This is a genomic window from Modestobacter versicolor (assembly GCF_041028285.1).
In the GTDB taxonomy this organism is placed as follows: Bacteria; Actinomycetota; Actinomycetes; order Mycobacteriales; family Geodermatophilaceae; genus Modestobacter; species Modestobacter versicolor_A.
The window spans coordinates 164,878-180,142 of sequence record NZ_JABGDB010000005.1 but is presented as its reverse complement, the minus strand read 5'-3'; the positions used below and the strand labels follow the sequence as shown (position 1 = coordinate 180,142).

Annotated in this window: 12 protein-coding genes and 2 tRNA genes; 2 read left to right on the top strand and 12 right to left on the bottom strand. The window is 73.2% G+C overall.

Annotated features, from left to right (window positions below; translation table 11 throughout):
- Nucleotides 1-37 precede the first annotated feature (37 nt).
- A complete protein-coding gene (crgA, locus tag HL054_RS16985; protein ID WP_369140217.1) occupies nt 38-310 on the top strand; it encodes a cell division protein CrgA in 273 nt (90 codons plus the stop codon).
- A gap of 570 nt (nt 311-880) precedes the next feature.
- Here crgA and HL054_RS16980 read toward each other — a convergent pair.
- A complete protein-coding gene (locus HL054_RS16980) occupies nt 881-2,038 on the bottom strand; it encodes a thiolase family protein (RefSeq protein WP_369140216.1) in 1,158 nt (385 codons plus the stop codon).
- 87 nt (nt 2,039-2,125) lie between these two features.
- Between HL054_RS16980 and HL054_RS16975 the strand changes: the two genes are divergently transcribed.
- Nucleotides 2,126-2,527, top strand: coding sequence for a PH domain-containing protein (locus HL054_RS16975; RefSeq protein ID WP_369140214.1), 402 nt, complete (start codon nt 2,126-2,128; stop codon nt 2,525-2,527).
- 6 nt (nt 2,528-2,533) lie between these two features.
- Here HL054_RS16975 and HL054_RS16970 read toward each other — a convergent pair whose 3' ends face one another.
- The 11 genes from HL054_RS16970 to HL054_RS16920 all read right to left on the bottom strand — a co-directional run bounded on the left by HL054_RS16970 (nt 2,534) and on the right by HL054_RS16920 (nt 15,240).
- Nucleotides 2,534-3,277 (bottom strand): rhomboid family intramembrane serine protease, encoded by a 744-nt coding sequence (locus tag HL054_RS16970; RefSeq protein WP_369140213.1) that lies wholly within the window; start codon nt 3,275-3,277, stop codon nt 2,534-2,536.
- Between the two features lie 158 nt (nt 3,278-3,435).
- Nucleotides 3,436-3,972 carry a peptidylprolyl isomerase gene (locus HL054_RS16965; RefSeq protein ID WP_369140212.1) on the bottom strand — a complete coding sequence of 179 codons (537 nt, stop codon included), beginning with the start codon at nt 3,970-3,972 and terminating at the stop codon, nt 3,436-3,438.
- Nucleotides 3,973-4,041: 69 nt separating this feature from the next.
- Nucleotides 4,042-4,114 (bottom strand) — tRNA-Ala (locus HL054_RS16960).
- A 45-nt stretch (nt 4,115-4,159) separates the two neighbouring features.
- Entirely contained in the window at nt 4,160-4,303 is a 144-nt protein-coding gene (locus tag HL054_RS16955) for a DLW-39 family protein (RefSeq protein WP_369140211.1), read from the bottom strand.
- A 115-nt stretch (nt 4,304-4,418) separates the two neighbouring features.
- Nucleotides 4,419-4,492, bottom strand: a tRNA-Ile gene (locus HL054_RS16950).
- Between the two features lie 197 nt (nt 4,493-4,689).
- On the bottom strand, nt 4,690-5,700 hold the full coding sequence (locus HL054_RS16945) for a DUF3566 domain-containing protein (RefSeq protein WP_369140210.1): 1,011 nt from the start codon (nt 5,698-5,700) through the stop codon (nt 4,690-4,692).
- A 155-nt stretch (nt 5,701-5,855) separates the two neighbouring features.
- On the bottom strand, nt 5,856-8,324 hold the full coding sequence (gyrA, locus tag HL054_RS16940; protein WP_369140209.1) for a DNA gyrase subunit A: 2,469 nt from the start codon (nt 8,322-8,324) through the stop codon (nt 5,856-5,858).
- Between the two features lie 123 nt (nt 8,325-8,447).
- On the bottom strand, nt 8,448-10,481 hold the full coding sequence (gene gyrB, locus HL054_RS16935) for a DNA topoisomerase (ATP-hydrolyzing) subunit B (protein ID WP_369140208.1): 2,034 nt from the start codon (nt 10,479-10,481) through the stop codon (nt 8,448-8,450).
- A 376-nt stretch (nt 10,482-10,857) separates the two neighbouring features.
- Nucleotides 10,858-12,273, bottom strand: coding sequence for an APC family permease (locus tag HL054_RS16930; protein ID WP_369140207.1), 1,416 nt, complete (start codon nt 12,271-12,273; stop codon nt 10,858-10,860).
- 110 nt (nt 12,274-12,383) lie between these two features.
- Nucleotides 12,384-14,054 carry an ABC transporter ATP-binding protein gene (locus tag HL054_RS16925; RefSeq protein WP_369140350.1) on the bottom strand — a complete coding sequence of 557 codons (1,671 nt, stop codon included), beginning with the start codon at nt 14,052-14,054 and terminating at the stop codon, nt 12,384-12,386.
- Nucleotides 14,055-14,175: 121 nt separating this feature from the next.
- The gene (locus tag HL054_RS16920; protein WP_369140206.1) at nt 14,176-15,240 is read right to left on the bottom strand and encodes a hypothetical protein; all 1,065 of its coding nucleotides are present in this window, start codon (nt 15,238-15,240) and stop codon (nt 14,176-14,178) included.
- Between the last annotated feature and the right edge of the window lie 25 nt (nt 15,241-15,265).

Sequence of the window (15,265 nt, the reverse complement as noted above, 5' to 3'; positions counted from 1 at the left end):
GGGCGACAGGCCACCGGCCCGGGAGGGAGTCCGCACGGTGCCCAAGTCGAAGGTGCGCAAGAAGTCGGTGTACACGCCGCCCGAGGGCGTCCTGCCCTCGCGCGCGGCACGCGCCAAGGCCGCCGAGCCGAGCCCCCGCTGGTACGCCGCCGTGATGATCGGGCTGATGCTCGTCGGGCTGCTGTGGATCGTCGTCTACTACGTCGCCGGCGACCGGATCGGCTTCATGGTGTCCCTCGGCGCCTGGAACTTCGCCGTGGGCTTCGGCGCCATGGTCGCCGGCCTCGTGATGTCGATGCGCTGGCGCTGACGCGCCCCCAGGTCCTTCCACAGGCCCCTGTCCCGCCCGGGACAGGGGCCTGTGTCGTGTCCGCGACCGTCCGGTGACCGGACCAGCGCTGTGGGTCACCGCCTCGCGGAGTCGACAAACGGTCAACCCGCAGGTCAGACCCCCGTCGGCCGACCGGACAGGTGATCGACTGTGCACAGCGCGCTCGCCCGTCCACAGGGGGCCCGGCTGCCCGTCCTCAGGGTTGTCCACGACATGTGGAGTGTCCGCACCGCTCGCCACCGGCCTGACCTGGGCAGATGGTCCCGCTGTGACTCGTGGGACGGGAACGGCAGCGAGGTAACTACATCGCTGGAAGTTCTCCCCAGCTGTGTACACACCTGTGGGTAAACGTGGACAGCGGAGGGGCCGGGCACGCCTTTACTACCCCCACCCCGGTTGCGCAAACGGCCAGCGTGACGGGCCGGTCCCGCGCGTGTCCGGGCGTGTTGTCGACTCCCGGGGCACCTCTCCACACCGTCGCGACGCCCATCCCACCCACAGCCGGGTCCACCGGCCCCGGTCGCGCACCCAGCGCGGGTGCGGGACGGCTCAGTCGGTGACGAGCTCCAGCAGGGTCGCGTTGGCCATGCCGCCGCCCTCGCACATGGTCTGCAGCCCGTAGCGCGTGCCCGAGGCCTGCATGTGGTGCACCAGCGTGGTCGTGATCCGGGCACCGGAGGCACCGAGCGGGTGACCGAGGGCGATGGCGCCGCCGTGGGGGTTCACCAGCTCGAGGTCGGCACCGACGTCGTGCTGCCAGGCCAGCGGCACCGGCGCGAAGGCCTCGTTCACCTCGAAGACGCCGATCTCCGACAGCGGCACCCCGGAGCGGGCCAGCAGCTTGGCGGTGGCCGGGATCGGGGCGGTGAGCATGATGACCGGGTCGTCGCCGGCCACCACCGTGGTGTGCACCCGGACGATCGGGGTGAGGCCGAGCTCCCGGGCCTTCTCCGAGGTGGTGACCAGCAGCGCCGCGGCCCCGTCGGAGATCTGGCTGGCGTTGCCCGCGCTGATCACCCCGTCGGCCTGGAACGGCGTCTTCAGGGCACCCAGCTTCTCCAGGGTGCCGCCGGCCCGGATGCCCTCGTCGGCGGTCACCACGCCGTCCGGGGTGTGCACCGGGACGATCTGGTCGTCGAAGGCGCCGTCGGCCTGGGCCTTGGCCGCGCGCTCGTGCGAGCGGAGGGCGAACTCGTCGAGCCGGCTGCGGGAGAAGCCCCAGCGGGCGGCGATCATCTCGGCGCCGACGCCCTGGTTGGGCGCCACCCCGCCGTAGCGGGCGAGGAAGGCCGGGCCCAGCGGCCGGCCGGTGGACCCGTCCCCCACCGAGGACCCCATCGGCACCCGGCTCATCGACTCCACGCCGCCGGCCACGACGACGTCGGCCTGACCGCTGACGACGGTGGCCGCGGCGAAGGCGAGGGCCTGCTGGCTGGACCCGCACTGCCGGTCGATGGTCGTGCCGGGCACGGACTCCGGCCAGCCGGCGGCCAGCGCGGCGACCCGGCCGATGTTGTACGTCTGCTCGCCGACCTGGCTCACGCAGCCCCAGAGGACGTCGTCGACGACGGCCGGGTCGAGCCCGGTGCGCTCGACCAGCGCGGTGAGGACGGCGGCGGAGAGGTCCGCGGCGTGCACGCCGGAGAGGCCCCCGCCCCGCTTGCCCACCGGGGTGCGGACGGCGGCACAGATGACGGCATCTCGCATGACCACTCCTCGTTCGGCGACGCTGCCTGTGCATCGATGCTAGGCGCCGCGGACCGGTGTACCAGCGGGGGCTGACAAGCTGGGTGGGTGCAGTGGTCACCCCGGGCCGGTGAGGTCGCCGGGACGGCGGTCGCGGGCCTCGGCCTGGGCGTCGCCGCCCTGCTGGTGGACCCGGTCGGCCGGGTGCTCGTGGGCGGCGCGGCCCTGCTGCTGCTCGGGCTCGCCCTCCGGGACGCCCTGGTCCGCCCCCGGCTGCAGACCGGTCCGGACGGCGTCACGGTGCGGGCGCTGTCGGGGGGCGCCAGCATCCCCTGGCCGCGGCTGCGGGCCCGGCTGCGCACCCAGCGCCGGTGGGGGCTGCAGGCCCGGACCCTGGAGCTGGAGGACACCGCCGACGACGCCGTCCTGGTGGTGCTCGGCCGGCGTGAGCTCGGCGCCGACCCGGCGCTGGTGGCCCAGGCGCTGCAGGCCGGAGGCGCGGGCTCCTGAGCCGGCTCAGCCCAGGCCGGCGAAGACCAGCGCCAGCAGCACCGCGGTGAGGGCCGCGACCCCGCCGACGGTGGCCGGCCGCGACCGCCGGGCGGCGACCAGCACCCCGGCAGCCGCCGCGCCGCCGACCAGGCCGCCGAGGTGGCCGATCAGCGAGACGCCCGGCAGGAAGCTGATCACCAGGTTGATGCCCAGCAGCGTCAGCAGCCCGCGCAGGTCCTGTTTCTGGTGCACCAGGACGACGCCGAAGGCGCCCATCAGGCCGTAGATCGCGGTGGAGGCGCCGGCGACCTGACCGAAGGGCTGGCCGAACAGCTGGATGGCCGCGGCGCCGCCCACGATCGAGACCAGGTAGACGGTGAGGTAGCGGCCGCGGCCCATCAGCCGCTCCAGCTCCGAGCCGAAGACCAGCAGCGACACCATGTTGAGCGCGAGGTGCAGCAGGCCGTAGTGCAGGAACGCGGCCGTGAACGGCCGCCACCAGTCGCCGGCGTCGACGAACACCGGCACCTGGGCGAGCTGCTGGAACAGCGCGGCCCGGTAGTTCTGCGTCGGGTCCTGGCCGTCGATGCCGGTGAGCAGCGCGGTCAGCAGGAACATGACGACGTTGACGCCGATCAAGGTCAGCGTGACCGGGCCCCAGCGGCGCCCCGCCCGCCGCAGGCCGGTGGTCCGGCGGGGCTGCCGGATGCCCGCGTTGCCGGCGACGACGTCGTCCGGGCACTGGAAGCCGACTGCGGCGGGGTTCATGCACTCCGGGCAGATCGGCCGCCCGCAGCGGACGCAGCGGATCCCGGTCGGCCGGTCGGGGTGCCGGTAGCAGGTGGCCGGAGGCGCCGGCTGCGGTCCACCCGCGCCGGCGCCCCCGGTGCCCCCGTGCCCCTCGGCCGGGGTGCCGTCAGGTGCGCTCAGCTGCGCTGCACCTCGACGGAGGTGATCACGACGTCCTCGACCGGGCGGTCACCGCGGGCGGTCGGGGTGGTGGCGATCGCGTCGACGACCTGGCGGCCGGCGTCGTCGGCCACCTCGCCGAAGATCGTGTGCTTGTTGTTCAGGTGCGGGGTGCTGGTGACGGTGATGAAGAACTGCGAGCCGTTGGTGCCGGGGCCCGCGTTGGCCATCGCCAGCAGGTAGGGGCGGTTGAAGGCCAGGTCGGGGTGGAACTCGTCGCCGAAGCGGTAGCCGGGGCCGCCGGTGCCCTGACCGAGCGGGTCGCCGCCCTGGATCATGAAGCCGTCGATGACCCGGTGGAAGACCGTGCCGTCGTAGAGCTTGGCGGTGGTCTTCTCCCGGGTGCGGGGGTCGACCCACTCGCGGGTGCCCTCGGCCAGCTCGGCGAAGTTGGCGACCGTCTTGGGTGCGTGGTCGGGGAACAGGTCGACGGTGATGTCGCCGCGGTTGGTGTGCAGGACGGCGCGCCGTGCGGCAGGAGTCTGTTCAGTCACGGGCACCACTCTCCCACTCCCCGGCCGTCGAGGTGCCGGGTACCCGGTGGGCGGGCGCTGTGCGGTGGGTGGAGACGAGGGGAATCGAACCCCTAACCCCCGCCTTGCAAAGGCGGTGCTCTGCCAATTGAGCTACGTCCCCGGAGGTGGCGCGGGCCTGCCGCGCCCCCCGTTCAGGCGGTGCTGATCAGGGCGTGCGGGGCGTGCTGACCGCTCCGGGGCCGCGGGTGGCCTCGGCCCACAGGTCGGCTTCGCCCTTGCCGGCGCCCCGCTTGCGGACGGCGACCACGGCGCTGGCAGCGAGCGCTGCCACCGCCAGCTGCTTCAGCACGCGGGACCTCCTCGATCGGTGGTGGTCACCGCTGCGCCGGGAACCGCTGCGGGCGACCGGGGAGCGGGGGACCGGACCCCGAGGGGTGCCGGTCGTCCCGCCGGCGGTGCACGGGTGGGCCTGGGAGGACTTGAACCTCCGGCCTCATCCTTATCAGGGATGCGCTCTAACCGCCTGAGCTACAGGCCCGTGGACCGAAGAAGAGCTTACCTGGCCCCGCATCACCATCGACGCGGGGGGCCACCAGCCGGGGACGGTGCGGCCGGAGGCCGCTCTCCGTCTCGACCGCGGGGCCCGGGGGGTCCCCGGTCGGGACGGAGCCAACAGCTCAGCGACGACCGGGGACGCCTCCTGGCCGCGGTGCGGCCCGGAGGGTCGCGATGTGCCTAGTCGCGCTCGGCCAGGGTGACCTCGAGGCCACCGACGAGGTCCGAGCACAGGTTGTAGACGAACGCGCTGACCGTGGACAGCGCCGTCAGCAGCACGATGTTCACCGCGCCGATGACCGCAGCCCCACCGAGCACGATCTGGGCGTTGATCACGTCGTCGGTCGCCGCCTCCTCACCGGAGGAGCTGCCCAGCTGGCCGATCAGGTCGTTGAGGGTGTCGAAGACCCCCAGCTGGCCGAGCACGCCGTAGAGGATGCCGACGGCCACCATCCAGACGCAGAACAGCGCGATGGACAGCACCAGCGAGATCTTCAGCGCCGACCAGGTGTCGATGTGGCGCAGCTGCAGCCGGGCGCGACGCGGGCCCTTGCCCGAGCGGGCCCGCGACGGGCGAGCGGCGGCTCCGGCGGCGGCCCCGGCAGCGGCGGCCGCGGCCGTCCGGGCGGCCGGGGGGCGCGAGGTGTCGACCGGGCGGGCGGCCGGGGGGACGCTGACCGCCTGGGTCGAGTCGATCGGCAGCTGCCCGGACTCCGGGGCGCCGCCGCGGGAGCCGACCGCGCGGCCGGCGCCGGTGGCCGGCGCGGGCGGTGCGGACGCCGGACGCGCCGCGTTGTCGGCCGGCCGGGAGCGGGTGCCGCTGGCGCCGGTGGGCCCCAGCGGGGTGACCGGGTGGGCGGCCGGGGCTGCCCCTCCGGACGGCGCAGCGACGGCGCCGGCCGGGCCGGACTCGGCGGGCCCTGCCTCGGCGGCCCGGGAGGCCGGCCGCTTGGCCGCCGCGGCGTCGGCCTTGTCGCGGGCGGCACCGGCGGCCGGCGCCGCTGCTGCCTTCCCGGCCGAGGTCGCACCGCGGGAGGCAGCGGTGCCGCCGGCCGAGGAGCCGTTGGCCGGAGGGGTCGCCGCGGACGCGGCTGCGTCGTCGACCGGAGCAGCGGCCTCCGGCACCACGTCGGACGTCCCGGACCCGTCACGGGTCCCGGTACGCACCGAACTGCGCGCCCGGTCGCTCATCCCAGTCTCCTGTCCCCAGCGGCCCTCGCCGCGTCGCTGCACCCACCGGACCGCCGTCGCTGAAGGCGACGACGGCCCGGTCACTGCCGTGGTCGTTGCGCAGCACCGGGAGCGGACGACGTCGTCCGCCACCGGGGTCTGGCATCCGCCTCAGACTAGGCGTCGGGCTCGTCGTTGTCCGTCGTACGCGCGATCGCCACGATGGACACGTCGTCCGGCAAGTTCATGAGCTTGACGCCCATGGTGGCGCGGTCGCGGGTGTGCCGGACGCCGTTCACCGGGGTGCGGATCACGCCGCCCCCGGAGGTGATCGCGTACAGCTCGTCGCCGAGCACCACGGCCAGCGCACCGACCAGGACGCCCTTGCGCGCCTTCGGGTCGGCGGTCAGCACGCCCTTGCCGCCGCGGTTCTGCTCCGGGTAGTGCTCGATGCCGGTGCGCTTGGCGTAGCCGCCCTCGGTGGCCACCAGCACGTCGACGCCCTCGGTGACGACGATCATCGACAGCAGCTGGTCGTCGTCGGCCAGCGAGATGCCGCGGACGCCCTCGGTGGCCCGGCCCATCGGGCGCAGCTGCGCGTCGTCGGCCTTGAAGCAGATCGACATCGCCTTGCGGGTGACCAGCAGCAGGTTCTGCTCGGGGCTGATCAGCGCCGCGCCCACCAGCTCGTCGTTCTCGCGGAGGTTGATCGCGATGACGCCGCCGCTGCGGGGGGAGTCGAAGTCGGTCAGCCGGGTCTTCTTCACCTGACCGCGGGCGGTGGCGAGCACCAGGTACGGCGCGACCGAGTAGTCCTTGATCTGGATGACCTGGGCGATCTTCTCGTCCGGCTGGAAGGCCAGGATGTTCGCCACGTGCGCACCGCGGGCGGTCCGCGCCGCCTCCGGCAGCTCGTAGGCCTTGGCCCGGTAGACCCGGCCCTTGTTGGTGAAGAACAGGATCCAGTCGTGGGTGGAGCCCACGAAGAACTGCTGGACCAGGTCGTCCTGCTTGAGCTGCGCGCCCATGACGCCCTTGCCGCCGCGGCGCTGGGAGCGGTAGAGGTCGGCCTTGGTGCGCTTGGCGTAGCCGGTGCGGGTGATCGTGACGACCACCTGCTCCTCGGCGATGAGGTCCTCCATCGAGACGTCACCGTCGTTGGCGACGAACTGCGTGCGCCGGTCGTCGCCGTACTTCTCGACGATCTCGGCCAGCTCGTCGTGCACGATCTGCCGCTGCCGCTCGGGGGAGTCGAGGATGGCCTGCAGCTCGGCGATCCGGGCCTCGATCTCGGCCAGCTCGTCGAGGATCCGCTGGCGCTCCAGGGCGGCCAGCCGGCGCAGCTGCAGGTCCAGGATGGCGACGGCCTGGATCTCGTCGACGTCCAGCAGCTCCATCAGGCCGGTGCGGGCGGCCTCGGCCGACTCGCTGCGGCGGATCAGGGCGATGACCTCGTCGAGGTGGTCGAGGGCCTTGGCGTACCCGCGCAGGATGTGCGCGCGCTCCTCGGCCTTGCGCAGCCGGTAGCGGGTGCGCCGGACGATGACCTCGATCTGGTGGGTCACCCAGAGCCGGATGAGCTCGTCGAGCCGCAGCGTGCGGGGCACGCCGTCGACGATGGACAGCATGTTGCAGCCGAACGTCGTCTGCAGCTGGGTGTGCTTGTAGAGGTTGTTCAGCACGACCTTGGCCACGGCGTCGCGGCGCAGCGTGATGACCAGCCGGCGGCCGACCCGGTCGGAGGACTCGTCGGCGATCTCGCTGATGCCCTGCAGCCGGCCGTCCTTGACGCCCTCGGCGATCGCCTCGGCCAGGTTGTCCGGGTTGACCTGGTAGGGCAGCTCGGTGACGACGAGCTGCACCCGGCCCCGGCTGTCCTCCTCGACGGTGACGACGGCGCGCATCCGCACCGAGCCGCGACCGGTGCGGTAGGCGTCCTCGATGCCCTCGCGGCCGACGATGAGGCCGTGGGTCGGGAAGTCCGGGCCCTTGACCCGCTCCATGCACGCGGTGAGCGCCTCCTCGGCCTCGGCCTCGGGGTGGTCGAGCACCCAGAAGACGGCGGCCGCGACCTCGCGCAGGTTGTGCGGGGGCATGTTGGTGGCCATGCCGACGGCGATGCCGGCCGAGCCGTTGATCAGCAGGTTCGGGATGCGCGCCGGCAGGACGAGGGGCTCGAGGTTCTTGCCGTCGTAGTTGGGCTGGAAGTCGACGGTCTCCTCGTCGATGTCCCGCAGCATCTCCATGGCCAGCGGGGTCAGCCGCGCCTCGGTGTACCGCATCGCGGCGGCCGGGTCGTTGCCCGGGGAGCCGAAGTTCCCCTGGCCGTCGATCAGCGGGTAGCGCATCGACCAGGGCTGGGCCAGCCGCACGAGGGCGTCGTAGATCGACGAGTCACCGTGCGGGTGGTAGTTGCCCATGACCTCGCCGACCACGCGGGCGCACTTGACGGTGGCCCGGTCGGGGCGGAAGCCCTGGTCGAACATCGCGTACAGCACCCGGCGGTGGACCGGCTTGAGGCCGTCCCGCACGTCGGGCAGCGCGCGGCCGACGATGACCGACATCGCGTAGTCGATGTAGCTGCGCTGCATCTCCTGCTGGAGGTCGACCGGCTCGACGCGGTCGCGGCTGGGTGTCTCTGTCACGTCTGGTTCTCCACAAGTCGATACACAGCGGTGGAAGGAATTCGCAGCTCAACGGCCGTCGGCCCCCTCGCAGGGCCCCGACCGCGAGCTTGCGAGCGGTTGGGGCCCTGCGAGGGGGTCCTCTTAGACGTCGAGGAAGCGGACGTCCTTGGCGTTGCGGGTGATGAAGCTGCGGCGGGCGACGACGTCCTCGCCCATCAGCACGCTGAACAGCTCGTCGGCGGCAGCGGCGTCCTCGAGCGTGACCTGCAGCAGGACCCGGGTCTCCGGGTTCATCGTGGTCTCCCACAGCTCGGTGGCGTCCATCTCGCCCAGGCCCTTGAACCGCTGGATCGCGTCGTCCTTGATCTTGCGGCCGGCCTCGGCACCCAGCTTGAGGGCACCTTCCTTCTCCTTGTCGGTGTAGACGTACTCGTCACCGACCTTGCCGCCCCACTTGATCTTGTACAGCGGGGGCTGCGCGAGGTAGACGTGGCCGGCCTCGACCAGCGGGCGCATGAAGCGGAACAGCAGGGTGAGCAGCAGCGTGCGGATGTGCTGGCCGTCGACGTCGGCGTCGGCCATCAGCACGATCTTGTGGTAGCGCAGCTTGGACAGGTCGAACTCGTCGTGGATGCCGGTGCCGAAGGCGGTGATCATCGACTGGACCTCGGTGTTCTTGAGGACCCGGTCGATGCGCGCCTTCTCGACGTTGATGATCTTGCCGCGGATGGGCAGGATCGCCTGGAACATCGAGTCGCGGCCGGACTTCGCCGAGCCACCGGCCGAGTCGCCCTCGACGATGTAGACCTCGGAGTTGCGCGGGTCGGTCGAGCGGCAGTCGGCGAGCTTGCCGGGCAGGCCGCTGACCGACAGCAGGTTCTTCCGGGCGAGCTTGCGGGCGTCCTGCGCCGCGCGGCGGGCGCGGGCGGCCGAGGCGGCCTTGGTGATGATCGTCTTGGCCTCGGCCGGGTTGGCCTCGAACCAGTGCCCGATCTGGTCGTTGCAGACCTTCTGCACGAAGCCCTTGACCTCGGTGTTGCCGAGCTTGGTCTTCGTCTGGCCCTCGAACTGCGGGTCGCCCAGCTTCACCGAGATGATGGCCGCGAGGCCCTCGCGGATGTCGTCGCCGGTGAGCTTCTCGTCCTTCTCCCGGAGCAGCTTCTTGTCGACCGCGTACTTGTTCACGATCGAGGTCAGCGCCGCCCGGAAGCCCTCCTCGTGCGTGCCGCCCTCGTGGGTGTTGATGATGTTCGCGAAGGTGTGCACCGACTCGGAGTAGGCGTCGGACCACTGCATGGCGACCTCGATCGACATGGCGGTGTCGTTCTTGCCGACACCCTCGGCGCTGAAGCCGATGACCGAGCGGTGGATCGCGGTCTTGCGCCGGTTCAGGTAGGTGACGTAGTCGACCAGGCCCTGCTCGTAGCGGTAGGTGACCTCGGTCGGCTCGAAGGCCTCCTCCTCGTGACCGGCGGTCGGCGCCGCCTCGGCCAGCGACGCCTCGCCGGGCAGCCCGGTCTCGGCCTTGCCGTGCCCGGGGCGCTCGTCGCGCAGGATGATCGTCAGGCCCTTGTTGAGGAAGGCCATCTCCTGCAGGCGGCGGTTGATCGTGTCGAACGAGTAGGTCGTCGTCTCGAAGATCGACGGGTCGGCCCAGAAGGTGATGGCCGTGCCGCGCCGGTCGGTCGGGCCGACCTCCTCCAGCTTGCCGGGCTTGGCCTCGGCGTAGCGCTGGTGCCACTCGGAGCCCTTGGTCCAGATGGTCACGTCGAGCTCGGTGGACAGCGCGTTGACCACGGTGACGCCGACGCCGTGCAGACCACCGGAGACGCCGTAGCTCTTGCCGTCGAACTTGCCGCCGGCGTGCAGGATGGTCAGCACGACCTCGACGGTGGGCCGCTTCTCGACCGGGTGCATGTCCACCGGGATGCCGCGGCCGTTGTCCTCCACGCGGACGCCGCCGTCGGCCAGCAGGACTACCTTGACCGTGTCGCAGTACCCGGCCAGCGCCTCGTCCACGGCGTTGTCCACGACCTCCCACACCATGTGATGCAGGCCGCGCTCGCCGGTGGAGCCGATGTACATGCCGGGGCGCTTGCGCACCGCCTCGAGCCCCTCGAGGACGGTGATGGAACTGCCGGAGTAGGAGTTCTCGGTCTGGGGCGCAGCGACCACGTGGGGCCCTTCTCTTACGCAGCCGAACAGCCGGGCGACCACGTCGACCCAGGGGTCGACCGGCGCAGGACGGCTCTCAGGGGGCTGCTGGCGGTGTGTCCCCTCCAGAGTACCGGGTCCGTACACCCACGAGGCACCGTCCACGCCCTGACGTCGCGTGAGAGCCCCTCCCGACCCACGCGCCACCACCCGTGTTGCCCCCCACGCCGACACGCCGTCCTGGGAGCCGTCCAGCCCCCTCGTCGCCCCCGGCGTCAGCCGCGTGGTCGGCCCAGTGGTCGACCCAGTGGTCGGCCCGCCCGTCGGCCCCGTGGTCGGCCCCCTTGCAGGGCCCCGCCGCGAGCCTGCGAGTGGTGGGGGGCAAGGGGGTCCTTCCTCAGTTGACCGGTCCGCCCTTGGTGAAGCTGTCGGGGTCCAGCGCCGGCACCGCCGGGCCGGTGCGGCGGTTGACCAGCACGGTGACCAGCCACAGCACGACGCCGATCGCGAGCAGGACGCCGGCGATCCGGTACTGCTCGGTGGGCCGCCCGGCCCAGGGCGTGGCCAGGAACGCGCAGGCCAGCGCCCCGACGACGGGCAGGAAGGTGGGCGTGCGGAAGTGGTCGGCGTCCACGTGGTCCTTGCGCAGCACCAGGACGGCGACGTTGACCACGGTGAAGACGACGAGCAGCAGCAGCGCGGTCGTGCCGCCCAGCGCCGGCACCGCGCCGACGAAGGTGATCAGGCCGAAGGCCAGCGCGGTGGTGAAGAGGATGGCGGTGGTCGGCGTCCGGCGCGCTCGGTGCACCTTACCGAGGAACGGCGGGAGCACGTGCTGGTTGCTCATGCCGTAGACCAGCCGGCTGGCCATCAGCATGTTGATCAGCGCGGAGTTGGCGACGGCGAACATCGTGATGACGCCGAAGATCCCCACCGGGAAGCCGGGGGCACCGGCCTCGACCACCTGCAGCAGCGGGGTGTCGCCCTGGCTGAGCGCGTCGGCCGGCACCAGCGCGATCGCCGAGATCGACACCAGCACGTAGATCAGCCCGGTGGCCAGCAACCCGAGCAGCAGCACCTTGGGGAAGATCCGCCGCGGCTCCTTGCACTCCTCGGCCATGTTGACCGAGTCCTCGAAGCCGACCATCGCGAAGAACGCCAGCCCGGTCGCGGCGATCACCCCGCCCACCACCGAGCGGTCGCCGGTGTCGAACTCGGTCACCCGGGAGAAGTCGCCCTCACCGGCACCGAGCGCCCAGGCGCCGACCCCGATGACGATCAGCAGGCCGGTGAGCTCGACGCAGGTCAGCAGGACGTTGGTCTTGACGCTCTCGCCGACGCCGCGGTGGTTGACCAGCGCGACCAGGCTCATGAAGCCCAGCCCGATCAGGGTGATGCCGATGCCGTCGGTGATGCCGAGGCCGAAGACGTCGGCGGCGTTGGCGCTGAACGCGCGGGCCGCCGTCGAGGCCGAGGTGATGCCCGAGCTCATCACGGCGAAGGCCACGAGGAAGGTGATGAAGTGGACCCCGAAGGCCTTGTGCGTGTACAGCGCGGCGCCGGCGGCCTGCGGGTACTTGGTGACCAGCTCCAGGTAGCTGAAGGCGGTCACCAGCGCCACCAGGAAGGCGACCAGGAACGGCAGCCAGACGACGCCCCCGACCTGGGCTGCGACCTGGCCCGTCAGGGCGTAGATGCCGGTGCCCAGGATGTCGCCGACGATGAACAGCAGCAGCAGCCCCGGGCCCATCACCCGCTTCAGGCTCGGCTGACCGGTGCTGGACTCCTCGTCGGTGCGCACGCTCTCGGCCATCGCACTGCCTCCCGGGTCTGTGGTGGCAGTGATCGTGCTGCGTCCGGGTCCCGCTGTCGACCTGGGTGACGGCCACGTTCCACGTGGAACGCGGGCACGTGACGCGGCCGCTAGACCAGCAGCTGGGCGGTGGCCAGCTCGCGGTACAGCGGGTCGGTGTCGACCAGCTCGGCGTGCGTGCCGACGGCGACCACCCGGCCGCCGTCCAGCACCACGATCTGGTCGCTGTCGACCACGGTGGACAGCCGGTGGGCCACGACGAGCAGCGCCCGGTCGGCGGCGGCCGCGGCGAGGGTGTCGCGCAGCAGCTGCTCGTTGCGGGCGTCCAGGCTGGCGGTCGGCTCGTCCAGCAGCAGCAGGGCCGGGCGGGACAGCAGTGAGCGGGCGATGGCCAGCCGCTGCCGCTCGCCGCCGGACAGCAGCACCCCGTCGTCACCGACCGGGACGTCGAGGCCCAGCGGCGACCGCCGGACGACCGCGGTGAGCCCGACGTCGGCCAGCGCCTGCCAGAGCTGGTCGTCCCCGGCGTCCGGGGTGGCCAGCAGCAGGTTCTCCCGCACGGTGCCGGCGAGCACCGGCGCCTCCTGCTCGACGTAGCCCATCCGGGCGCGCAGCGCCGCCCGCGGCAGCTCGCGGACGTCGGTGCCGGCCCAGCGGACCGCGCCGGCCGACAGCGGGTAGAAGCCCTCCACCAGCGCCAGCACGGTCGACTTGCCCGCGCCGGAGGGTCCGACCAGCGCCGTCCGGCTGCCGGCGGGCACGGTGAAGGAGACCCCGTGCAGCACCGGGGTGCCGTCCGGGTAGCCGAAGCCGACGCCGTCCAGCTCGAGCAACGGGACCGGGTCGCCGGCGCGCGGCACCCGCAGCACCGCGCCGGCGCGGGGACGCTCGGCCACCTCGTCGTGCTCGGGCTCCAGGGCCAGCACCTCCTGCACCCGGGCCAGCGCGCCGAGGCCGGTCTGCAGCTGGGTGTAGGAGCCGATCAGCTGGCCCAGCGGCATGACCAGCAGGAACAGGTAGAGGATGAACGAGACGAGGTCTGCGACGGCGATCGAACCGGTGGCCACCCGGTAGCCGCCCAGCCCGAGGACCGCCAGGAACGCGCCCTGGACGGCGATCGAGCCGGCCGGGGAGACCAGCGCCTGCAGCCGGGCGACCTGCACACCGGCGGTGAACGCCCGCTCGGCGCTCACCCCGACGTTCTCCACCTCCCGCGCCGTGGCGCCGCTGGCCCGGATGGTGCGCACCGCCGACAGCGCCCGCTCGACGGCCGCGCTCATCGCGCCGACCTGCTCCTGCGCCTGCCGGGACAGCCCGCGCACCCGGCGGGAGGCGAGCACCGCGATCGTGACGCCGACGCTCACCGCCGCGACGGTGACCAGCAGCAGCCAGACGTCGACCAGCGCCATCGCCACCAGCGCCCCGACGCCGACGACGACCGAGCCGGCCAGCTCGACCACCCCGCTGGTGACCGTCGCCCGCAGCAGCGTGGTGTCCGAGCCCACCCGGGACATCAGGTCACCGGTCCGCCGCCGGTCGTACTCGGCCACCGGCAGCCGCAGCAGCCGGTCGGTCAGCAGCCGGCGGGTGCTCAGGACCACGCCCTCCGCCGTCCGTTGCAGCAGGTACTGCTGGCCGGCGCCCAGGAACTCCCCGGCGACCAGGACGACGACCAGGGTCAGCACCCCGGGGAGCACGGCGCCGCCGGAGCCCACCGCGCTGATCACCTGGCCGACCAGCGCCGGCTGGGCCAGCGCGGCGGCCGCGGAGACCAGGGACAGCAGGGCGGCGCCGACCAGCGCCCGGCGGTGCGGGCGGAGCAGCGGGAGCAGTTCGCGCAGCCCCGCGGACGGTGCCGGGGCCTCGGTGTCGCTGGTCAGGACGTGCCTGCCCGGTCCGCGGTCAGCGGCCGGCGGCCAGCGCGGCGACCACGCCGGCCAGCAGCCTGGCGTGGTGCTCGATGAGCTGCGGACGGTTGCCGTCGGGCCGGATCGCCGCGACGAAACCGGCCGCCGACCACAGCTCGTCGCCGTCGTCGGTGCCCAGCAGCGACTGGCGGACCAGCGGGTCCTCGACCAGCCGGCGCACCTGCGGCCCGTCCTCGGCGGCGAGCAGCACCCAGCGGCGGTCGAACTCCGGGTCCGGGCTCGGCACCTGCAGCAGACCGCTGGTGCCGTGCCGCCACATCCGGGCCGGGGACAGCCGGAAGCCGGGCACGTCGCCGAGCACCGGAGCGGCGGTGATCGCGTGCGTGCTCAGCCAGCCGCGGCCGAACGGCGAGGCGACGTCGAAGGCGACCAGCTCCAGGCCGTTGCCGCGGCCGCGGAGCACCCGGCTCGGCCGGTCGTCCTTGCCCGGGCGCACCGGGGCGCTCTGCAGCAGCGGGAGCAGCGCCTCGTCCTCGGGTGCGGTGCCGTCGGACAGCAGCCAGCCCAGCTGCGTCGCCCACGCCTGGGTGGAGAACGGGTCGGCCGGCGGGACGGCGATGCTCTCGTGGTGCGGGCGGACGCCGCTCCAGTCCACCGAGGACGGCGGCGGGGCCGGCCGGGCCGGCGGCTGCGCGGCCGGCTGGCGGGAGCCGAAGAGGCCGCCGAGCCCGCGGCGGGGCGGTGCCTGCTCCACCGGCGGGACGTCGGACTGCCGCTGCTCGGTGACCGGCGGCTGCCACGGGGCGGGCGCCTGCCCACCGGCCGGGTCCGGGACCGGTCCCGCGGCGGCGGGTCCCGGGGCCGGCGTCGCGCCGGGTGCGCCGGGGCGGTCGGGCTCGACGGCCGGCAGGTCCCAGCCGGGGGGCTGCCAGGTGCCCGGGGTGCTCGCCCCGGCCGGGTCCCGGGGGCCGGTCGGCGGGACGGCCGCCGGCCCCTCGTCGCCGCTGCCGCCCAGGTGGGCCGGCTCCTGCCAGCCCGCCGGCCCGTCGGCCCGGCCGTCGTCGAAGCCGTCTCCGTCGCGGTCGCGCGGGGTGCTCATCGCCGGGTGGTCCCTCTCTCGTCGG

What these genes read in the sequence shown, in the direction of transcription:
- HL054_RS16980 (WP_369140216.1), bottom strand. Translation starts at nt 2,038, where the DNA reads ATGCGAGATGCCGTCATCTGTGCCGCCGTCCGCACCCCGGTGGGCAAG.
- HL054_RS16970 (WP_369140213.1), bottom strand. Translation starts at nt 3,277, where the DNA reads ATGAACCCCGCCGCAGTCGGCTTCCAGTGCCCGGACGACGTCGTCGCC.
- HL054_RS16945 (WP_369140210.1), bottom strand. Translation starts at nt 5,700, where the DNA reads ATGAGCGACCGGGCGCGCAGTTCGGTGCGTACCGGGACCCGTGACGGG.
- HL054_RS16930 (WP_369140207.1), bottom strand. Translation starts at nt 12,273, where the DNA reads ATGGCCGAGAGCGTGCGCACCGACGAGGAGTCCAGCACCGGTCAGCCG.
- HL054_RS16920 (WP_369140206.1), bottom strand. Translation starts at nt 15,240, where the DNA reads ATGAGCACCCCGCGCGACCGCGACGGAGACGGCTTCGACGACGGCCGG.